Source organism: Pasteurella sp. P03HT (assembly GCF_054052285.1).
Genome location: NZ_JBSIUM010000001.1, coordinates 114,910 through 135,796, shown reverse-complemented (window position 1 = coordinate 135,796; position 20,887 = coordinate 114,910). Strand labels below are relative to the sequence as shown.

Genomic DNA, 20,887 nt, shown 5'->3' with positions numbered 1-20,887 from the left:
CAAAAGACAATTCATTCTATATTGATGAAAATTTGACATTCAAGGGGAATTCATAGAATATCCCTTGTTAATTTTGATGTATTCCAATTTAGCACAAGCGATTTTATGAATAATCCCTTAATTGAAGTGAAAAATCTCACATTTAAACGAGGCGAACGTACCATCTACGATAACCTGAATTTGCAATTTGCAAAAGGAAAAATTACCGCAATTATGGGACCATCAGGTATCGGTAAAACAACGTTATTAAAGTTGATTGGTGGGCAGTTGCAGCCAGAAAAAGGTGAAATTTGGTTTGAAGGACAAGATATTTGTCAATTATCTCATGCTGAGCTGTATCAAGTGCGGCAGAAAATGGGCATGTTGTTTCAATCTGGGGCATTATTTACTGATATTTCCACATTTGATAATGTGGCGTTTCCGATTCGTGAACATACCCGTCTACCAGAACAATTAATTCGTAAAATAGTTTTAATGAAACTTGAGGCCGTTGGTTTACGTGGTGCGGCAGACTTAATGCCATCTGAATTATCTGGTGGGATGGCAAGGCGCGCGGCATTAGCACGTGCAATTGCGCTGGATCCTGAATTAATCATGTTTGACGAACCTTTTGCAGGACAAGATCCTATTAGTATGGGGGTGATTTTAAGTTTGATTAAACGCTTAAATGAAGCTTTACAACTCACTTCTATTGTTGTATCTCATGATGTACAAGAAGTCTTAAGTATTGCAGATTATGCCTATATTATTGCGGATAAGCGCGTGATTGCGGAAGGCACATCTGAACAATTATTACAGAGCTACGATCCACAAGTGCGTCAATTTCTTGATGGAGAAGCAGATGGTCCCGTACGTTTTCATTTTCCTGCTTCTGATTACGTAGAGGCATTATTCGCATGATACATTTTATTTCAAATCTTGGTCAACAGGCGATAAGTTCATGTCGTGCCATGGGACGTGCTGGCTTTATGTTATTTGGTGCGCTAGTTGGACAGCCACAACTGAGAAAGCATTTCCCATTATTAATCAAACAACTGCATGTTTTGGGTGTGCAATCGTTGTTAATCATTATGCTGTCAGGCTTATTTATTGGCATGGTTCTTGGTTTACAGGGTTATGTTGTTCTGGTTGATTTTTCGGCAGAAACAAGTTTAGGGCAATTAGTTGCACTGTCGTTGTTACGTGAGTTAGGTCCTGTGGTCACAGCGCTATTATTCGCAGGGCGTGCAGGTTCAGCATTAACGGCTGAAATTGGTTTGATGAAAGCGACAGAACAGCTGTCGAGTTTAGAAATGATGGCGGTCGATCCATTACGTCGTGTGATTGCACCTCGTTTTTGGGCGGGGGTGATTGCCATGCCCATTTTAGCGGTCATTTTTACGGCTATTGGCATTTGGGGAGGCTCGCTTGTTGGCGTGGATTGGAAAGGCGTGGACGCAGGAAGTTTTTGGTCTGTGATGCAAAATGCGGTGACTTGGGAAAAAGATTTGCTTAACGGCTTTATTAAAAGCCTTTGTTTTGCTATTGCTGTAGTGTGGATTGCGTTATTTAACGGTTATGACTGTATCCCTACATCAGAAGGGATCAGTAAAGCAACAACAAGAACAGTAGTTCATGCATCTTTAGTTGTCCTGGGTCTTGATTTTGTTTTAACTGCATTAATGTTTGGTGCGAGTTAATTGAAATTTGATTTGATTATTTTGAACGTAAAGGAAATGTTATGCGACAAACGCTGAAATATGAATTTTGGGTTGGCTTGTTCCTGTTATTAGGAATGAGTGCACTGGTTTTTTTAGGGCTCAAAGTTGCAAATATAGAAGGGTTTAGTGAAGCGAAATCTTATAAAATTCATGCTACATTTGACAATATTGGGGGATTGAAAGTCCGTTCGCCATTAAAAGTGGGCGGAGTCGTTATTGGTCGAGTCACAGACATTACATTGGATGAAAAAAGTTATTCACCAGTTGTGACGATTGCCATTGATGAACGTTATAATGAGATCCCAGAAACCAGTGCTTTATCGATTAAAACATCGGGTCTACTGGGCGAACAATACATCGCATTAAGTGTCGGGTTTGATGATGGTGAAGTTGCTATGTGGAAAGAAGGTGACCTTGTCGTCGATACGAAATCTGCCTTAGTCCTTGAGGATTTAGTCGGACAATTCTTGTATGGTGATCGTAACAAGAATGAAAATAGTGCAGAATCAGAAAAGGCACAATAAATTAGTCTTTGTGAATTCATTAGGAAAGTGAAAGTAGGAGAAAACAATGTGGACAACAATGAAACGTCTTATTCGTAAAATTATGATTATTTCAACCGCACTTTTTTCAGTGCAGGCTTGGGCAGCAGAGACTCCCTATGAGTTAACGGTAGAAGTCTCGGATAAATTATTTAAAAGCATTACCAGTAATCAAAGCAATATTAAGCAAGATCCAAATTATTTAAGAACGATTGTGCGTAATGAGTTAATGCCTTATGTCCATGTAAAATACGCAGGCTCAAAAGTTTTGGGTAAAAACTTTAAATCGACCACGCCAGAACAAAGAGAAAAGTTTTTTACCGCATTTGAGCAATATATTGAACAAACGTATGCTCAGGTTTTGACCTTGTATAGTGATCAAAAGCTACAAATTGAAAAACCTAAAGCGGAATCCGCGGATAAAACAGCAAGTATCCGTGTCAAAGTGATTCAGAGCGGTAATCAAGCCCCTGTCAACTTGACATTTTACTGGTATAAAAATAGCAAATCGGGTAAGTGGCAAGTGTTTGATATGAGTGCTGAGGGCGTCAGCATGGTGGAAACCAAAGAAAAAGAATGGTCTCCAACTATCGTAAAAAGTGGCTTAGATGCGTTGACTGAGCAAGTAGAAAAAGCGGCAAAAGCCCCTGTGACGTTAAGTAAATAAGCACATGCAAACGGAAAAAAGTTTAACTTGGGTAATCACACAAAATGATGATAAAATAGTAATCCAATTAATTGGAGAGCTATCTCGTGACACGTTGCTTCCTTTATGGGAGCAACGTGCTTCTTTTTTGTCTGTAGAAAAAATCAGTCAGTATAACGTAGAGTGGGATTTATCCCAGATTAAGCGAATTGATTCGGCTGGGTTTGCGTTATTATGTGATGTTTTGCAATTTTGTCACACGACAGTACAACGGGAATATCGCATTGTGTTAAAAAATGCGCCAAGCCAATTATTTACATTGGCGGATTTATTTGGGCTATCTCATTGGATAGCAACATTTGTTCAATCCAACGGAAAGAGTTAATGGAAACGCAAGAAATAGAACGAATTTTAAAAGCAGCACTCAACTTAGATGAAGTGTATGTTCAAGGTGAAAATGCGCATTATGGTGTGATTGCAGTAAGTGATGAATTTGCTGGGCTATCAAGAGTCAAACAACAACAATTAATCTACGCGCCATTAATGGAACATATTTCAAGTAATGCCATTCATGCATTAACAATTAAAACGTATACTGTTGAAAAATGGAAGCGTGAACGCTTACTTAATCAACCTCGTTAAGACTTAGCTAGGATAATTCTTATGCAAAAATTTCGTGTTTATGGTCAATCTTGCCTGAAAGGTACTGTCAATATTTCGGGGGCAAAAAATGCCGCTTTACCTATTTTATTTGCTGCGATTTTGGCTGAAAAACCCGTAAAACTGACCAATGTTCCTGAATTAAAAGATATCGAAACAACGCTTAAAATTTTACGTAAATTAGGGGTTGTAGCAGAGCGTGATGAAACGGGGGCGGTACATTTGGATGCGTCGAAAATTGATCATTTTGTTGCACCTTATGAATTAGTGAAAACGATGCGTGCATCTATCTGGGCATTAGCACCATTAGTCGCGCGTTTTAATCAAGGACAAGTCTCTCTGCCAGGCGGGTGCTCAATTGGCGCGCGTCCTGTCGATTTACACATTAGTGGCTTAGAGCGCCTTGGGGCACGAATTGCGTTAGAAGACGGTTATGTAAAAGCCTATGTGGATCACCGCTTAATTGGTACCCGTATTGTTGTCGAGAAAGTGAGTGTTGGTGCGACGTTATCGATTATGATGGCTGCAACGTTAGCGAAAGGAACGACAACCATCGAGAATGCTGCTCGTGAACCTGAAATTACGGATACGGCGCTTTTCTTAAATAAATTAGGCGCAAAAATTTCAGGTGCAGGAAGTGATACGATTACTATTGAAGGGGTTGAACATCTAGGCGGATGCGAACATAGCATTGTACCAGATCGTATTGAGACTGGAACGTTCTTAGTGGCTGCAGCAGTTTCTGGGGGACGCATTCAATGTAAAAATACCAAAGCCGATACGCTTGATGCCGTTATCGATAAATTACGTGAAGCGGGTGCACAAGTGGATGTAACAGAAAATAGCATCACTTTAGATATGTTGGGTAATCGTCCACGTGCGGTGAATATTCGTACTGCACCTTATCCAGGATTCCCAACGGATATGCAAGCGCAATTTACTTTGTTGAATATGGTGGCGTGTGGCACGAGTATTATCACGGAAACTATTTTTGAAAATCGTTTTATGCATATTCCTGAACTGATTCGTATGGGGGGAAAAGCAGAAATCGAGGGCAATACGGCGGTGTGTCACGGTGTTGATCATTTAAGTGGTGCCGAAGTGATGGCGACAGATTTACGTGCATCGATCAGTTTAGTATTAGCGGGGTGTATTGCAACAGGTGAGACGATTGTTGATCGTATTTATCACATTGATCGTGGCTATGAGCGTATTGAAGAAAAATTACGTGGTTTAGGGGCGAGAATCGAGCGATTTTCTAGTGATAACGAAGAAAGTTAATCTAACATGATAAAAAAAGGGAAACAGATGTTTCCCTCTTGTTTTTTCAGTATGTATTAATCATTAATAATACCAATGATACTGCGAGTTTCTTCTTTCACTTCAGTTAACTTCACTGAAATGATATCGCCGAGTTGGTACCTTTTTTCTCCTTTAATATACAGGGCGATTTCATCCGTATTGACCTGCATTTCTTCTTTATTGTCATGTAGAGTTGATGCGGGAATAAAGACAGAGGCGCCATTTTCGAGGAGCTGAACACGTAAGCCGCCACGCATCACATCTTGAATTTCAGCCATAAAGATTACGTTTTCTGTCACTTTGTTTGCTAAATAACGGCAATATAGCCAATCAGCGATATCTCGCTCAACTAAGCGATTTTGACGACGAGCTTCTTGTAAACGCACTAAGACGGCTTCTTGTGGTTTTTCGCAAGGTTGATCCGTTAATGTGGCTTTAATTAAGCGGTGGTTAACCATATCAGAATATTTACGGATAGGTGAAGTCCAAGTAGCATAGCCAGCTAGACCCAATCCAAAATGTGCGGCCAATTCCGATTTAAATTCAGCGAAAGTGAGAAAACGGCGTAAACGAAATTCAAGGTAGTCACTATTTAGCGGTTCAATATCATGACGCATTTGGCGATAACCTTCCAAAGTAGACAGCTTATCAATGGCATAGCGTTCACGAAGCGCAGGTAAGGTCTCCTCTGTAGCTAATTGCGCAAGTAAGAACTGATGTGCAGCTTCTAAAAACTTCTTATCAAAACCTGAATGAGTATTAAAAATACCGCATTGTGCTTTTTCATTTAAATAGTCTGCTGCACAGATATTTGCGATGATCATCGCTTCTTCTACAATCTGATTTGCACTACGACGATATTCTGTCTGGATTGCTTGCACTTTACCATTTTCAGCCAAAATGAAAGCGTAGTCTGGCTTTTCTTTAAATAATAAAGAATGTTGTTTACGCCACTCAATACGAGCTTGCGTAAATTGATGTAACCAATCAATTTGTTGTTTTTCTTGTTCACTTTCTGGCTGCCAAGCATCAGCTTTATTTTCTAAATAGTCAGAAATACGGTCATAAACTAATTTGGCTTTTGATTGTACATAAGCAGAGACAAAACGTGGTTTCGCACTAATGTTGCCCGTTAAATCTGTTTCAATATAGCAAACCAATGCAGGACGAACCTCACCTTTCATTAATGAGCAAAGTTCATCAGACAGTTCTGGTGGTAGCATTGGGATATTGAAACCTGGCAAATAGTTGGTGAAACAACGTTGTTTTGCTTCTTTTTCAATTTGTGAATCTAACGCGATGTAAGCTGTTGGATCAGCAATTGCGACTACTAAACGCCAGCCTGTTTGTTGTTCCTTTTGTTGAATTGGTTCGATGTATAACGCATCGTCCATATCTTTTGTGGTTTCAGAGTCGATAGTGACGAAATGAAGTGCGGTCAAATCTTCACGAGTTTGCTGATCTTGCATTTCATAATGTTCTAGTCCTTTTACAGGATAGCGAGATTGTTCATGACGGGCTAACGTGACCCACCAAGGTGCAAGTTCATCATCCGCTTTGCAAATAAATTGTTGGATTTGAGCAAAGAAAAAACGATCGTCGCGTAATGGGTGGGTTTTTAAGGTGGCTACCACCCAATCACCCTCTTGTAATGTTTCTTTTACTGATTTGCTTTGGTTGGCACCCATCGGTTGATTAATTTGTGGATGATCAACAAGCACTTGTAATTTATTGTCTTTATTAAAACGCACACGCGCAATAAAGCGTGTCAGCATTGGTTCAATTAATTCATCTGGCTCAGCTTGTTCTTTGTCACCAATGACTTCAATTAAGGCTTTGATTTTATCTCCATGCATGACTTTCTTCATCGCTGCTGGAGGAATAAAGTAGCTTTTTTTATCGCATTCGAGGAAGCCAAATGCTTTATCAGAACTTTTTACGGTTCCTTCAACTTGTTGTTTACTGTCTCTGATTTGTTGTTTTAATTGAGAAAGGAGGGGGTTATTTTGGAACATTAAAAACTATCCGTGAAAACGTCAAAAAAGCGGACGAGATCGTCCGCTTAAAATACATCATAAAACTTATTCAAGTTCGCCCATCGCAACAATACTGAAGCCTGCATCGACGTGTAGTACTTCACCAGTCACACCAGCTGCTAAGTCTGAACATAGGAAAGCAGCAGAGTTACCGACATCTTCAATGGTGACAGTACGGCGTAATGGTGCAGTTTGTTCGAAGTTAGCAAGCATTTTCTTGAAGTTTTTGATACCTGATGCGGCTAACGTGCGGATTGGACCAGCAGAAATCGCATTTACACGAATACCGTCTTTACCTAAAGACGCTGCCATAAAGCGAGTATTGGCTTCTAATGATGCTTTTGCTAAACCCATGACGTTGTAGTTAGGGATTGCACGCTCAGCACCTAAGTAAGAAAGGGTCAATAACGCAGAGTTTGGATTTAACATACCGCGCGCGGCTTTTGCCATTGCTACAAAGCTGTATGAGCTGACATCGTGAGCGATACGGAAACCTTCACGATTTACTGCGTCTACATAGTCACCATCTAATTGATCACCTGGCGCGAATGCGATTGAGTGAACAAAACCATCAAATTTATCCCAGTGTTTTGCTAATTCAGTAAAGCATTGTTCAATACTTTCATCGGTACCTACATCACAAGGAATCACGATATCTGAACCTAATTCTTTCGCAAATTCTTCTACTCGGCTTTTTAATTTGTCGTTTTGATAAGTAAAGGCTAATTCTGCACCTTCGCGTTTCATTGCTTGTGCAATACCGTAAGCGATTGAACGATTGCTTGCTACACCTGCGATTAAAATACGTTTATTTGTTAAGAAACCCATAATCAATACCTTTTCGTATGTTAAAAATTGTTGCTAGTATAAGGGAAAATGTGACTAAATACAAAGCGGACCTTATTTAAGCAGGATTATCAATATCTTTAAATTCAACATCAAGACCATATTCTCGGCTTAACCATTCACCTAATGCTTTTATGCCATAACGTTCTGTGGCGTGGTGACCCGCAGCAAAGAAATGAATCCCTTGTTCACGTGCAGAATGAATGGTTTGCTCAGACACTTCGCCCGTAATAAAGGCATCTACGCCTTGATTTGCGGCTAAATCAATATACCCCTGTCCTCCACCAGTACATATGCCTACAGTACGGATTAAGTGCGGTGCATTTTCGCTACAAACTAATGGTTTGCGGTTGAGAACGTGTTCAATGCGTGCAGCCAATGCGTCGCTGGTTAATGGGGTTTTTAATGTACCATAGACGGGAATGCTGACGGAACCTGACTCTAATGGCTGTAAATTTTCAATGTCTAATAACTGTGCAAGGCGTGCGTTATTGCCTAGCTCGGCATGCACATCTAAAGGTAAATGATAGCCGTATAAATTGATGTCATTGACTAATAGGGTTTTAATGCGTTTTCCTTTCATGCCACGAATACAAGGATTTTCACTTTTCCAAAAATAACCGTGATGCACTAAAAGCGCATCAGCATGTTGGCTTACTGCATAGTCAATTAATGCTTGGCTCGCTGTCACACCTGTGATGATTTTTTTGATTTCAGCTTTGCCTTCTACTTGCAAACCATTTGGGGCGTAATCTGAAATGCTGGTTGCGTTGAGTTTTTGATTTAAAATGTGTTCAAGTTCAAGATGATTCATAGTCTGTATTTAAGTAGTGTTTGATGAGATATACAGGCAATGGTAAAGGATTTGTGTAGGAATAAGAAGAAAAAAATGGCTAATGTGAAAATCTTTTTCAAGACTATGGGGGAGGGTTCACATTAGCCGAGTTTTTACTACTTCAGTTAAAAACAGCTTCATTATATATTTTATTATATAATGATCAAGTGAAATATGTGTAAAAATGAAAAAAAGGTGAAGATATCACCTTTATTCAATACCAATTAATTTGTGGGTTTGTAGACTGAGTTGCCATTTTGGTTTATTAACTCGTTGATTTAATTGACCAAGTTGCGTGATCGTTTCCAGTAAATTCATTCTGCCGTCGATTTCACAAGGGGACAGATAGTAATGATCTGCGTGTATCTGTTGCTCAATTTGCTCACAAAAGCTGAACACATCTTGATCTGCTACAATACGAACCTCGTGAGCAAAGGGAATACATTTTTGCTGGTATTTATGTTGATACAAGCGTTTTGGGCTGGTCGCAATATAATCAATTTGACTCGGGATCGTTTTTAACCCATTGGTTTCAATCGCTAAAAAATAACCTTCTGCTTTGAGGGCATCTAGCAAATATTCTATCTTTGGCACAATGGTCGGTTCACCACCAGTGATAATAATATTCTTAGCTGAAAACGACTGCACTTTTTGTAGAATTTGGCTGAACGACCACGTAGTGTATTGATTGTAATGGGTATCGCACCAAGGACAAGCCAAGTTGCATTTACCAAAACGCACAAAAATGCTCGGCATACCCGTGTTAAACCCTTCGCCTTGCAGGCTTTCGAAAATTTCAACAATGTTATATTCAGGTTCAAAAATTTCTCGAATTTGCACCGCACTTATTCCTCATATTCACAAAATGAGGTTGGCGTTTCCCATAAACGAATTGCAGATACGGGCAAATGCTCTTCGTATTTCAAACAGTTGAAAATAAAGCGTGCCATTTCTTCTGCGGTAGTACGAGTTGAGAGAGAGAAGGTTTTTGAGTCCAAAGATTGTAATAAATTCGCCACTTTGGATTCTTTTTCACTTGTACAATCGTAAATAAACGCGTGATCCATGGGATCTAAAATGCGTTTTTTCACAATCGCTTTTAAATCAGAAAAGTCGATGACCATTCCTTTCTTCGGACCAGATTGATGTAACTCACCACAAAGTTCAACTTGTAACTTGTAAGTGTGACCGTGTAAGTTTTTGCACTTACCATCGTGCCCATCCAGCATATGTGCCATATCAAAACGAAATTCTTTTGCAATTTTAAACATCATTAGACCACTCTTTTTGTTGCTAAATATTCTGTTAAACCATTTTCACGTAATACACAGCTTGGGCATTCGCCACAACCTTGCTCAACGCCCATATAGCAGGTGTGCGTGTGTTGGCGAATATAATCCAATGCGCCAAGCTCATCAGCGAATTGCCAAGTTTGTGCTTTGGTGAGATACATCAATGGTGTTTTGATATTGAAGGAATAATCCATTGCCAGATTTAAAGTCACATTCATTGATTTAATAAACACATCGCGACAATCAGGATAACCGCTGAAATCCGTTTCGCATACGCCTGTAATAATGTCAGTGATCCCCTGACCTTTGGCATAAATGGCAGCGTAGAGTAGGAATAGCGCATTGCGACCATCAACAAAGGTATTTGGCGTGCTGCCTTGTTGTTCAATCGTTGCGTTTTCGTCCATTAGCGCATTTTGCGTAATGGCTTTGATAACGGAAGTATCAATTAAGGTTTGTTTAACCCCAAGATCTTTTGCAATCCATTGGGCTTTTTCCAGTTCAATGGCATGGCGTTGACCATATTGAAAGGTAACCGCTTCAACATTCTCAACGCCATATTCTTGAATGGCTTGAATCAGACAGGTGGTGGAATCTTGTCCACCCGAAAAAATAACAACCGCTTTGCGATTGCCGTTTGGGTTTGTGATATTCATTGTGTTTTCCTAGTTTTGTTTCGAACAAGGATTTGTAACATCCATTGTTCAAGTGGGAGGTTTACGAACCACTTAAAAATAAAAAAGCGGGATTGCCACTGCACTGAGCAGTTACAATGCCCACTAACGACAACGTGCGGTTATTTATTTGCTAAAATTTCCGCGAGTTCTAAATCCTGTTTCACATCAATATCGACTGAGCGGTAAGTTGGCATTAAGTAGAATTTGAGTGGAGGAATAAAGAAATATTTTTCTTTGAGTAGCTGTGCAATGTCGTTAATGTAAATGGCACCATTCGCACGATACATTTTTGGCAAGGTTTGACGAGCTGCTTCAAAGTCTGCAATTTCACGAACAGGTAACACTTCGTGATCTTTTCCTAGAGAAAACGCTTTGTATGGATGATGCTCACATTCACAGGCAGACACTACAGAATTGACGTGACCATTCACAAACATATCCATCGCATTTTTGATATCTAAATGATCACGCAAAGGGCTAGTTGGTTGTAGTAATGTACAAGTGCCTTCAGTGATATTCAGCGTTTCAAGTGCATGTAAAATGGCATCAATTGTTCTTGAGTTATCTTGAGCCAATTCCGCTGGGCGTTTAATCGCCGTTGCGCCATATTTTTCTGCTTCTCGCAAAATGCTATCGCCATCTGAGGTCACAATAATTTGATCAAATACGTCTGCTTGTTTAGCGGCTAAAATCGCACGCCCAATCAGAGAATGTCCTCCGACAGATTGAAGATTTTTATCAGGAATTCCTTTTGAGCCAGCGCGAGCTGGAATAATAGCGATATTTTTCATAAGCGTTTCCTATTGAAAAAAGGGCTGATTAGCCCTTTTAGTTGATTATATTATTTTTGTTTCATCGCAGGGAAGAGGATGACATCGCGAATTGATGCTGCATTTGCAAATAACATGGCTAAGCGGTCAATTCCTAAACCTTCCCCCGCCGTTGGTGGTAAACCGTGTTCAAGTGCGGTAACAAAATCTTCATCTTTGAACATCGCTTCATCATCGCCCGCTTCTTTCGCTGCGACTTGTGCATCAAAACGTTCATTTTGGTCTTCTGCGTCGTTCAATTCAGAGAAACCGTTACCAATTTCACGACCACCGATAAATAATTCGAAACGATCGGTCACTTCTGGGTTTTCATCATTACGACGTGCTAATGGTGAAATTTCAGCAGGGTGTGCCATTAAGAACGTTGGCTGAATTAAGTGATGTTCAGCCACTTCTTCAAAAATCACGTTCACAAGGCTGCCTAAGCCCCAAGATTTTTGTACTTCGATACCTAATTTTTTCGCTACTGCAACGGCACGATCAAAGTCGTATAAATCTTCTTTCACGATACCTTTGTCAGCACCGTATTTTAAGATTGCATCGTGCATTGTGATACGCTCAAATGGTTTACCGAAGTCAAACTCATATTCACCGTAAGGCACGATTGTTGTACCTAAAATATCAATAGCCAGTTTACGTAATAATTCTTCCGTGTTATCCATTAAGTCGTGGTAGTCGGCATAGGCTTGGTAGTATTCAAGCATGGTGAACTCTGGGTTGTGACGAACAGAGACGCCTTCGTTACGGAAGTTACGGTTTAATTCAAATACACGCTCAAAACCACCGACGACTAAACGTTTTAAGTAAAGCTCTGGTGCGATACGTAAGTACATATCCACATCCAATGCGTTGTGGTGAGTGATAAATGGACGTGCAGAAGCCCCACCTGGAATCACTTGCAACATTGGGGTTTCCACTTCCATAAAGCCTTTAGAAATAAAGTAATCACGAATACCAGCAATCACTTTTGAACGAATAATGAAAGTGCGGCGTGATTCTTCATTCGAAATTAAATCTAAATAGCGTTGACGGTAACGCGTTTCTTGGTCGCTTAAACCGTGGAATTTATCTGGTAATGGACGAAGTGCTTTGGTTAATAATTCCACTTCAGTACAACGTACGGTTAATTCGTTCGTTTTGGTTTTAAATAACGTCCCTTTCACACCAACGATATCACCTAAATCCCAAGTCCCCACATCTTCTGCGTAAACGCCTTCTGGTAAGTTATCACGCGCAACGTAAAGTTGGATTCGACCAGACATATCTTGTAATGTGATAAACGTCGCTTTACCCATTGCACGACGCGTCATAATACGACCTGCGACTTTCACTTCAACTTCTTGTGCTTTTAATGTTTCGCCTTCAATTGCATCGTATTGTGTATGTAAATCTGCAGCTAATGCATCACGACGGAAAGTGTTTGGAAATGGGTTACCTTTTGCACGTAATGCTGCTAATTTTTCACGACGAACTAACATTTCGCCATTAAGATCAAGTTCTTGAGTTTGTTCTGACATGTTTATTACCTAGTTTATTTTTAAGATTTTGTGGGATAACGAATATTATCCGGATTTTTATAATCCTGCTTTTAAGCTGGCTTCGATAAAGCGATCTAAATCACCATCTAACACTGCTTGTGTATTACGATTTTCAACACCTGTACGTAAATCTTTAATACGAGAATCATCTAATACATATGAACGAATTTGGCTGCCCCAGCCGATATCGGATTTACTGTCTTCCAGCGCCTGTTTGTCGGCATTTTTCTTTTGCAATTCCATTTCATATAACTTCGCTTTCAACTGTTTCATACATTGATCTTTGTTTTTGTGTTGAGAGCGATCATTCTGACATTGAACTACGATACCGCTTGGCATATGGGTAATACGCACCGCACTTTCTGTTTTATTGACGTGCTGACCACCCGCACCCGATGCACGATAGACGTCAATACGTAAATCAGCTGGGTTGATTTCAATATCAATATCATCATCAATTTCTGGATAAACGAAAGCCGCACTGAACGAGGTGTGGCGACGGTTGTTTGAGTCAAATGGACTTTTACGCACTAAACGATGGATACCTGTTTCAGTACGCAACCAACCAAATGCATATTCGCCAGAGACTTTAATTGTTGCCGATTTAATGCCCGCGACATCACCGTCAGAGACTTCCATTAATTCAGTTTTAAAGCCTTTGCTTTCCGCCCAACGCAAGTACATACGGAGTAACATTTCGGTCCAGTCTTGCGCTTCGGTCCCTCCTGAGCCCGCTTGTAGATCCACATAGCAGTCTGCCGCATCGTGTTGTCCACTAAACATACGGCGGAATTCTAATTTAGCTAGCTTTTCTTCTAATTCGTCCAGTTCGCTAACGGCTTCGTTAAAGGTCTCTTCGTCTTCTGCCTCAATTGCGAGTTCAAGCAAGCCTTCGACATCTTCTAAGCCTTGATCGAGTGCTTTGATCGTATCGACAACGGCTTCTAAGGTAACACGTTCTTTACCTAATGCTTGTGCTTTTTCTGGCTCATTCCAGACATCAGGTTGTTCTAATTCCGCATTGACTTCTTCTAAGCGTTCTACTTTAGTATCGAAGTCAAAGATACCCCCTGAGCACCTGAGCGCGTTCGGCGAGATCAGAAATTTTATTTTTAATTGGATTAATTTCAAACATACTGCAATTTTTAGGTTTTTTTATCGTGAAAATTAAACAGAAATTATACGTCATTTTGGGGCATTATGGTAGGCAATTTTTAGACTCTTTGCTTGCACAAATATGGAATCTCTTTATAATCTTGCTGTTTATCTTTTCTGGTTCTCGACATTATTAATAGGAATAAAAATGAAAAAATTGTTGACCGCACTTTTGGCTTTCACATTGTCGGCTCAAGTCTTTGCATCAAATGATGCGATTTTGAAGCGCTTTAGTCATCTGGGAGTAAAAGAAGTGGATATTAAACCTTCTCCTGTAAAAGGACTTAAAACGGTCATTACTGAACAAGGTATTTTTTATATCACGGATGATGCAAATTATGTGCTAGATGGCAAATTATATGAGCTCAGTGAAAAAGGGTTAACTGATGTTTCTGCAAACATTTTATTAGAAAAACTGAGCAAATTTGAGAAAGAAATGATTGTCTATCCTGCTAAAGCAGAAAAACATGTGGTTACTGTATTTATGGATACCAGTTGCCATTACTGTAAAGTCTTACATGAGCAGATTAAAGGCTACAATGAGTTAGGGATTACCGTACGTTACTTGGCGTTTCCTCGTGGCGGCATGCACTCACAAGTGGCGCGTCAAATGGAAGCCATTTTTACTGCAGAAGACCCACAATTTGCGTTAAACGAAGCAGAAAAAGGGCGTTTCCCTGCAACACTCAAAGCGCCTGATATTGTGAAAAAACATTATCAGCTAGGTGTGCAATTTGGTGTAAATGGGACCCCAACGATTGTGACATCAACTGGCGAAGTGATTGGGGGATATCTAGAGCCTAAAGCGTTACTTGCTGAATTAACACGTTAATTGCCTCACGATGCCCTATGATAAGGACGCTCTTTCGCGTCCTTATCACGTTCTCTTCATCATTTTGTAGGATTGTTTTGTGAATAAGTTAATTCAACGTCGCGTTGTACCACAAGGTGAAGCAATTTGCTCCGATCCACTTTTGGACCGCCTTTATCGTGCGCGTCATATCCAAAATTCTCAGCAATTAGACCGCACATTGACCTCATTATTGCATCCACAGTTACTCCAAGGGATCGAAAAGGCAGTCGCATTATTAGTTGATGCTTACCAACTGCAACAGAAAATTGTTATTGTCGGAGATTTTGATGCTGATGGTGCGACCAGTACCGCCTTGACAGTGCTTGCGCTTCGCCAACTGGGGTTCAGCAATATCGCTTTTTTAGTACCAAATCGCTTTGAACAAGGTTACGGCTTGAGTGTCGCTGTAGCAGAGCAGGCTTTAGCACAACAAGTCGATTTATTAATCACAGTTGATAATGGCGTTTCTTCCGTTGAAGGCGTCGCATTTTTACAACAACATGGGGTAAAAGTGTTAATCACGGATCATCACTTACCACCAGCGATTTTGCCGCAAGCTGATGCGATCGTGAATCCAAATTTAGCGAGTTGTGCCTTTCCTTCAAAATCACTTGCTGGTGTCGGTGTTGCGTTTTATGTGATGTTAGCGCTGCGGACCAAATTACGAGAGTTAGGGGTTTTTGATCAAAAAACGCAACCCAACTTTAGCGAACTGTTGGATTTAGTCGCGTTAGGAACGATTGCTGATGTGGTACCGTTAGATCAAAATAATCGTATTCTTGCTTATCAAGGATTAGCGCGTATCCGAGCACAACGTTGTCGTTGTGGAATTCGTGCATTAGCGGAAGTCGCTAACCGAGACATCAGTCAATTTGCTGCATCAGATTTAGGGTTTTCAATTGCGCCTCGTTTGAATGCGGCTGGACGCTTAGACAATATGTCAGTTGGCGTTGAGCTGTTATTAGCAGAAGATATGGCTACTGCTCGGGCATTGGCGCATGAACTCGATAGTCTGAATCAAACTCGAAAAGAGATTGAACAAGGCATGAAACTTGAAGCGCTGGAAATTTGTCGTCATTTGACCGCACTTCAACAGCGCTTGCCGCAGGGGATCGTGTTATACCAAGCGGATTGGCATCAAGGGGTACTTGGTATTTTAGCCTCTAGAATTAAAGATCAGTTTCATCGTCCTGTAGTGGCTTTTACTCGTGAACAAGCAGGGATGTTGAAAGGATCGGCTCGTTCTGTTGAGGGCTTACATTTGCGTGATGTCTTGGAACGTATTTATAGTCAGTGTCCTGAGATTATTTTAAAATTCGGTGGACATGCTATGGCAGCAGGATTAACGATTCGTGAAGAATATTTTGATGCATTTCAAATGGAATTCAATCGGGTCGTCACAGAATGGCTGGGGGATGAAGCATTACAAGATATCATTTGGACAGACGGTGAATTAGCCACACCGCAGCTTACGCTCGACATAGCGGAAACCCTAAAACAAGCAGGACCTTGGGGACAGGCTTTTCCAGAACCGCTGTTTGATGGTGAATTTAAGATTTTACAGCAGCGTATAGTCGGAGAAAAACATTTAAAAATGTTAGTGGAACCTCAACAAGGCGGACCATTACTAGATGCCATTGCCTTTAATGTTGATACTCGTTATTATCCTGACTTGTCTATGCGATCAGCAAAATTTGCATACAAATTAGATATAAATGAGTTCAGAGGTCAACGCAATGTCCAATTACTCGTCGACTATATTGTACCAGTGAGTCATGAATAAAAATGTGGCGTATTTGTTTTTTTGTCGTATTAATCCATTTTACTCAGATAACATTCGCAAATCAGACTGCGCCAGTGAACCATGCCCCCCATGTAGAACAACAAGGATTTATTGAAGGGCGAGATTATTTTGCTTATCAAGAACCCATTTATCGTGCCACTTCTCATGAACCCATCTTAATTCAATTCTTTTTTGATTATGACTGCCGTGTTTGCTCGTCGGCTTTAGATATTTTAGAACTGTATTCTCAGATTAACTTTGATAAAGTCACATTAGTGGAGCATCCTATTGCGACAGATAAAGCGCATTATTCCGCCTCGGTTTTTTATGCGCTCAAGATGATAAATGCCGAAGAGTTATCTGCGTTGCTTCTCTTTGAAACAGCAGAGAAACAACGTTTTTTACAGCTCTCTCGTTTTAATACGTTGCGAACATGGTTAGAGGCTCAAGGAGTCAATACAGATGATTTTACGAAGGCGTTTTACTCGGCAAATGTAGCAAATCATGTTGAAGTAGCAGAAAAACGGACCGAAGAATACGGCGTATTTACTTATCCTTATGTGGTGATTGACGGTCGCTATGTGTTGACAGCAAGCACGTTATATAATGATGATTACAGCTTTGCTGTGTTAGATTTTTTAGTGCATAAATTAATAAAGGAAAAACAACAATAATGAAAATTGGTATTGTCGGTGCGATGGCACAAGAGGTGGAAATTTTAGCCAATTTAATGGAAAACAAAGTGGTGACACAAGTGGCAAGCTGCACTATCTATGAAGGGACTATTCAAGGTAAATCGGTGGCGTTATTGCAATCTGGTATCGGCAAAGTTGCTGCAGCGGTTGGCACCACTGTTTTATTACAACAGGCTAAACCTGATGTGGTGATCAATACAGGATCCGCTGGTGGCGTGGCACAAGGCTTGAAAGTGGGCGATATTGTGATTTCCAGTGAGACAATTTATCACGATGCTGACGTGACTGCATTTGGTTATGCAAAAGGTCAACTCCCCGCTTGCCCACCAGCGTTCATTTCTGACGAGAAATTATCAGACTTAGCGGAGCAAATTGCACAAGCGCAAGGTCATAATGTAAAACGTGGTTTAATTTGTTCAGGTGATAGCTTTATTCATGGTGGCGATGCGTTAGCAAAAATTAAAGCCGATTTCCCCACAGTAATGGCGGTCGAAATGGAAGCCACTGCGATTGCACAAGTTTGTCACGTGTTTAATGTACCGTTTGTTGTCGTGCGTGCGATTTCTGATGCTGGCGACGGCGAAGCAAGTATGTCATTTGAAGAGTTTTTACCACTTGCTGCAAAACAGTCTTCGCAAATGGTATTAGGCATGTTAGATAAGCTGTAATCAGCTATTCTATTTAAACAAAAAGTGCGGTCGAAATGTTGAAAATTTTTACCGCACTTTTTTATTTAGTAAGCCACCGTTTTTAATCGAAGACAGTGGCTTGATCTTTATTTGAGATTAAGCGTTTTTCGCTTGGTTAATTAAGAATTGCACTAGCAATGGCACTGGACGACCTGTTGCACCTTTATTTGCACCTTGTAACCACGCTGTTCCTGCGATATCTAAGTGTGCCCAACGGTATTTGTCTGTAAAGTTAGACAAGAATGCGCCTGCAGTGATTGCACCGCCCCAACGGCCACCGATGTTCGCAAGATCAGCAAAGTTAGATTTTAATTGCTCTTGATATTCTTCACCTAGTGGTAAACGCCACGCTTTGTCTGTGGTTTCTGCTGCAGCTTGTTCTAAAGCTTTTGCGAGCTCATCATCTGTTGAAATTAAACCGCTGTTGTGTGCGCCTAATGCCACTACACAAGCCCCTGTTAACGTCGCTACATCGATCACTAATTCAGGATCAAAACGCTCAACATAAGTTAAGGTATCACATAATACTAAACGCCCTTCTGCGTCAGTATTTAGTACTTCAACAGTTAAGCCTTTCATTGTGGTGAGAATATCACCTGGGCGATAAGCGTTGCCGTCCGGTAAGTTTTCACAACCTGCTAATACACCGATCACGTTTAATGGCAGTTTCAATTCAGCAATCGCATTCATTACGCCGTAAACAGACGCTGCACCGCCCATATCGTATTTCATTTCGTCCATTGCTTCCGCGGGTTTTAATGAAATACCACCCGCATCAAAGGTTAATCCTTTACCCACTAACACGATTGGTTTTGCGTTTGGATTTGGGTGATTGCGGTATTCAATCAGTGAAAGTTGCGCTTCATTCACAGAACCTTGTGAAACCGCTAAATACGCATTCATTTTTAATTCAGTTAATTCTTTTTCACCCAACACGGTGGTTTTGATTAAATCAGAGCGAGTTGCTAAGCTTTTTGCTTGTTCTGCTAAATACACTGGATTGCAAATATTTGGTGGGCAGTTTGCGACATCTTTAGCAAATTTTACGCCTAAAGCCACCGCACTTGCGTGTTCAATCGCTTGTTGTGCTGCTTCGCCTTCTACGCTAAAGACAAATTGAGTCAATGCAACGTCTTGTTCTTTTTTCTTGCTTTTGAATTGCTCAAATTGGTAGAAACTTGCTTCGATAGTTTCAACGCTGAAGCGGATATTCCAATAAAGGTCACGATTTTTGATTTCGATGTCAGAAAGGTAGCTGATAACTTCTTGTGCTTTGGTGGATTTTACGGCTTTAATTGTCTCTTGAATGATTTGTTTGAATTGTTTTTCGTTGATTTCGCCTTTTTTACCTGCGCCTACCACAAATACACGTTCTGCGTAGTAATTGGGTAAATGACGCAACACTAACACTTCGCCTACTTTACCCGTAATTTCGCCTGATTGGATTAAATTTGTTAAATAACCTTGCGAAATTTCATCGATTTTTTTTGCAGGAGAAGAAAACTCACCATTCTCATATAGACCAATAATAATGTTGCTTTTTATATCTAAAAGTGCGGTCGATTTTGCATAATATTTCATGTTATCCTCACAAAGATTTTTACTGTTTTCGGTTGAAAAATAAGTTATTATACGCGCAATAAAGTAGCCAAATTAGACCATTCTATACAAATTGCAAGAAAAATATAGGCAATAATGTGATTTTAACCCGATATTTAACTAAAGAAGTGTTTAAGAGCCAGATTGCAATCTTATTCATTCTACTCCTGATTTTCTTTTGTCAACAGCTTGTTCGTGTTTTAGGTTCCGCAGCCAGTGGTAAGGTACCTGCTGACTTAGTGATGTCTTTGCTTGGATTAGGTATGCCAACGATGGCACAGTTGATGCTGCCATTGTGCTTATTTATTGCTATTTTGCTCACTTTTGGTCGTTTATATGCAGAAAGTGAGATTACTGTGATGCGTGCTTGCGGGGTAGGACAACGTATTTTAGTGCGTGTTGTGCTGATTTTATCCTTTCTGACCGCCTCGTTAGCTGCATATAATGTATTTTGGCTTACTCCTTGGGCGATTCAGAAGCAAGGTGAAATTCTTGAGGATGCGAAAGCTAATCCAACCATGGGAGCATTAGCATCGGGACAATTTATCAGTACCAATAATAATGAATTTGTATTATTTATCGATAAGATTGAAAACAATACGATTCATGATGTTTATGTTTTTCAAACTCGGGAAAAAGGTAATTTAAAACCTTCTGTATTAGTTGCGGAGCAAGGGGAATTGAAGGCCTTACCGAATGGCGATCAAATTCTCAAATTAGAAAATAGTCAGCGTGTTGAAGGGAGTAGTGCTTTTCCTGATTTTAGGATTACACATTTTGATGAGTATCAGGCATATTTAGGTTATCAAAATACGAATCATGATCAACGCGATGCTGAAGAATTAACGCTATCCGCATTACTTAATGCAAATACACCAGCGGCAAAAGCAGAGTTAAATTGGCGTTTGAGTTTGATCCTTGCCGTGCCATTAATGGCATTATTAGCGGTGCCTTTGAGTCGTGTTAATCCTCGACAAGGGCGTTTTGCTAAGGTCCTCCCTGCTTTATTATTATATTTAATTTATTTCTTGTTACAGAGTTCTTTAAAATCCGCTTGGGCAGCAGGCAAATTAGATGGAAGTTTACTCATGCCACTAGTGAACGTGCTCTTCTTCTTGCTTGGACTTTTCCTCAATAGCTGGAGTAGCGCATCGATGTATAAACTCCGTTATTGGTTTTCTAAAACAATTGCCACAAAAGGATAATCAA

Annotated in this window: 22 protein-coding genes; 12 read left to right on the top strand and 10 right to left on the bottom strand. The window is 40.3% G+C overall.

The genetic code is table 11. The features are described 5' to 3' along the window. Positions 1-105: 105 nt before the first annotated feature. Genes mlaF through murA form a run of 7 tightly spaced genes read left to right on the top strand, consistent with a single transcriptional unit; the run spans position 106 to position 4,829 of the window. Entirely contained in the window at positions 106-900 is a 795-nt protein-coding gene (gene mlaF, locus ACWIT3_RS00615; RefSeq protein WP_457160920.1) for a phospholipid ABC transporter ATP-binding protein MlaF, read from the top strand. Further along, complete coding sequence (gene mlaE, locus ACWIT3_RS00610) at positions 897-1,679, top strand: lipid asymmetry maintenance ABC transporter permease subunit MlaE (protein ID WP_457160919.1); 783 nt, start codon at positions 897-899, stop codon at positions 1,677-1,679. The genes mlaF and mlaE overlap by 4 nt, the downstream gene beginning before the upstream one ends. Before the next feature lie 41 nt (positions 1,680-1,720). Further along, positions 1,721-2,224, top strand: a complete 504-nt coding sequence (mlaD, locus tag ACWIT3_RS00605; protein ID WP_457160918.1) for an outer membrane lipid asymmetry maintenance protein MlaD — start codon at positions 1,721-1,723, stop codon at positions 2,222-2,224. Positions 2,225-2,270: 46 nt separating this feature from the next. Continuing rightward, positions 2,271-2,909: a phospholipid-binding protein MlaC gene (mlaC, locus tag ACWIT3_RS00600; protein ID WP_457160917.1), complete on the top strand. Its 639-nt coding sequence runs from the start codon at positions 2,271-2,273 to the stop codon at positions 2,907-2,909. Between the two features lie 4 nt (positions 2,910-2,913). Continuing rightward, on the top strand, positions 2,914-3,273 hold the full coding sequence (locus tag ACWIT3_RS00595; RefSeq protein WP_457160916.1) for an STAS domain-containing protein: 360 nt from the start codon (positions 2,914-2,916) through the stop codon (positions 3,271-3,273). Continuing rightward, positions 3,273-3,530 (top strand): BolA family protein, encoded by a 258-nt coding sequence (locus tag ACWIT3_RS00590; protein WP_046339398.1) that lies wholly within the window; start codon positions 3,273-3,275, stop codon positions 3,528-3,530. Before ACWIT3_RS00595 ends, ACWIT3_RS00590 begins: the two co-directional genes overlap by 1 nt. A gap of 21 nt (positions 3,531-3,551) precedes the next feature. Continuing rightward, positions 3,552-4,829: a UDP-N-acetylglucosamine 1-carboxyvinyltransferase gene (gene murA, locus ACWIT3_RS00585; RefSeq protein WP_457160915.1), complete on the top strand. Its 1,278-nt coding sequence runs from the start codon at positions 3,552-3,554 to the stop codon at positions 4,827-4,829. 56 nt (positions 4,830-4,885) lie between these two features. Here the strand turns inward: murA and rnb are convergent, their stop codons facing one another. From rnb to prfB, 9 genes are all read right to left on the bottom strand, one after another. Then, positions 4,886-6,865 carry an exoribonuclease II gene (gene rnb / locus ACWIT3_RS00580; protein WP_457160914.1) on the bottom strand — a complete coding sequence of 660 codons (1,980 nt, stop codon included), beginning with the start codon at positions 6,863-6,865 and terminating at the stop codon, positions 4,886-4,888. Positions 6,866-6,931: 66 nt separating this feature from the next. After that, positions 6,932-7,714, bottom strand: coding sequence for an enoyl-ACP reductase FabI (gene fabI, locus ACWIT3_RS00575; protein WP_457160913.1), 783 nt, complete (start codon positions 7,712-7,714; stop codon positions 6,932-6,934). A gap of 76 nt (positions 7,715-7,790) precedes the next feature. After that, positions 7,791-8,546 (bottom strand): Nif3-like dinuclear metal center hexameric protein, encoded by a 756-nt coding sequence (locus ACWIT3_RS00570; protein ID WP_457160912.1) that lies wholly within the window; start codon positions 8,544-8,546, stop codon positions 7,791-7,793. A 231-nt stretch (positions 8,547-8,777) separates the two neighbouring features. Continuing rightward, complete coding sequence (locus ACWIT3_RS00565) at positions 8,778-9,407, bottom strand: 7-carboxy-7-deazaguanine synthase QueE (RefSeq protein ID WP_457160911.1); 630 nt, start codon at positions 9,405-9,407, stop codon at positions 8,778-8,780. Positions 9,408-9,412: 5 nt separating this feature from the next. Beyond that, on the bottom strand, positions 9,413-9,838 hold the full coding sequence (gene queD, locus ACWIT3_RS00560; protein ID WP_457161187.1) for a 6-carboxytetrahydropterin synthase QueD: 426 nt from the start codon (positions 9,836-9,838) through the stop codon (positions 9,413-9,415). Positions 9,839-9,840: 2 nt separating this feature from the next. Continuing rightward, positions 9,841-10,515 carry a 7-cyano-7-deazaguanine synthase QueC gene (gene queC / locus ACWIT3_RS00555; protein WP_457160910.1) on the bottom strand — a complete coding sequence of 225 codons (675 nt, stop codon included), beginning with the start codon at positions 10,513-10,515 and terminating at the stop codon, positions 9,841-9,843. Positions 10,516-10,655: 140 nt separating this feature from the next. Further along, positions 10,656-11,327: an acylneuraminate cytidylyltransferase family protein gene (locus ACWIT3_RS00550; RefSeq protein WP_457160909.1), complete on the bottom strand. Its 672-nt coding sequence runs from the start codon at positions 11,325-11,327 to the stop codon at positions 10,656-10,658. A gap of 50 nt (positions 11,328-11,377) precedes the next feature. Further along, positions 11,378-12,883 (bottom strand): lysine--tRNA ligase, encoded by a 1,506-nt coding sequence (gene lysS, locus ACWIT3_RS00545; protein ID WP_457160908.1) that lies wholly within the window; start codon positions 12,881-12,883, stop codon positions 11,378-11,380. Between the two features lie 57 nt (positions 12,884-12,940). Next, positions 12,941-14,039 (bottom strand): peptide chain release factor 2 gene (prfB, locus tag ACWIT3_RS00540; RefSeq protein WP_457160907.1). Its coding sequence is split into 2 segments (ribosomal slippage): positions 12,941-13,963 and positions 13,965-14,039, totalling 1,098 coding nucleotides; the frame shifts between segments, so codons are not numbered across the junction. 168 nt (positions 14,040-14,207) lie between these two features. Between prfB and dsbC the strand changes: the two genes are divergently transcribed. From dsbC to mtnN, 4 genes are all read left to right on the top strand, one after another. Continuing rightward, positions 14,208-14,891, top strand: coding sequence for a bifunctional protein-disulfide isomerase/oxidoreductase DsbC (gene dsbC, locus ACWIT3_RS00535; RefSeq protein WP_457160906.1), 684 nt, complete (start codon positions 14,208-14,210; stop codon positions 14,889-14,891). Between the two features lie 79 nt (positions 14,892-14,970). Continuing rightward, complete coding sequence (gene recJ, locus ACWIT3_RS00530) at positions 14,971-16,695, top strand: single-stranded-DNA-specific exonuclease RecJ (protein ID WP_457160905.1); 1,725 nt, start codon at positions 14,971-14,973, stop codon at positions 16,693-16,695. 2 nt (positions 16,696-16,697) lie between these two features. Then, positions 16,698-17,369 carry a thiol:disulfide interchange protein DsbA/DsbL gene (locus ACWIT3_RS00525; protein WP_457160904.1) on the top strand — a complete coding sequence of 224 codons (672 nt, stop codon included), beginning with the start codon at positions 16,698-16,700 and terminating at the stop codon, positions 17,367-17,369. Further along, on the top strand, positions 17,369-18,058 hold the full coding sequence (mtnN, locus tag ACWIT3_RS00520) for a 5'-methylthioadenosine/S-adenosylhomocysteine nucleosidase (RefSeq protein WP_457160903.1): 690 nt from the start codon (positions 17,369-17,371) through the stop codon (positions 18,056-18,058). The genes ACWIT3_RS00525 and mtnN overlap by 1 nt, the downstream gene beginning before the upstream one ends. Positions 18,059-18,175: 117 nt before the next feature. Here mtnN and ACWIT3_RS00515 read toward each other — a convergent pair whose 3' ends face one another. Then, the gene (locus ACWIT3_RS00515) at positions 18,176-19,660 is read right to left on the bottom strand and encodes a leucyl aminopeptidase (RefSeq protein ID WP_457160902.1); all 1,485 of its coding nucleotides are present in this window, start codon (positions 19,658-19,660) and stop codon (positions 18,176-18,178) included. 116 nt (positions 19,661-19,776) lie between these two features. On the opposite strand from ACWIT3_RS00515, the gene lptF reads away from it, so the two are divergent. Then, positions 19,777-20,883 (top strand): LPS export ABC transporter permease LptF, encoded by a 1,107-nt coding sequence (gene lptF, locus ACWIT3_RS00510; protein WP_457160901.1) that lies wholly within the window; start codon positions 19,777-19,779, stop codon positions 20,881-20,883. Positions 20,884-20,887 lie beyond the last annotated feature (4 nt).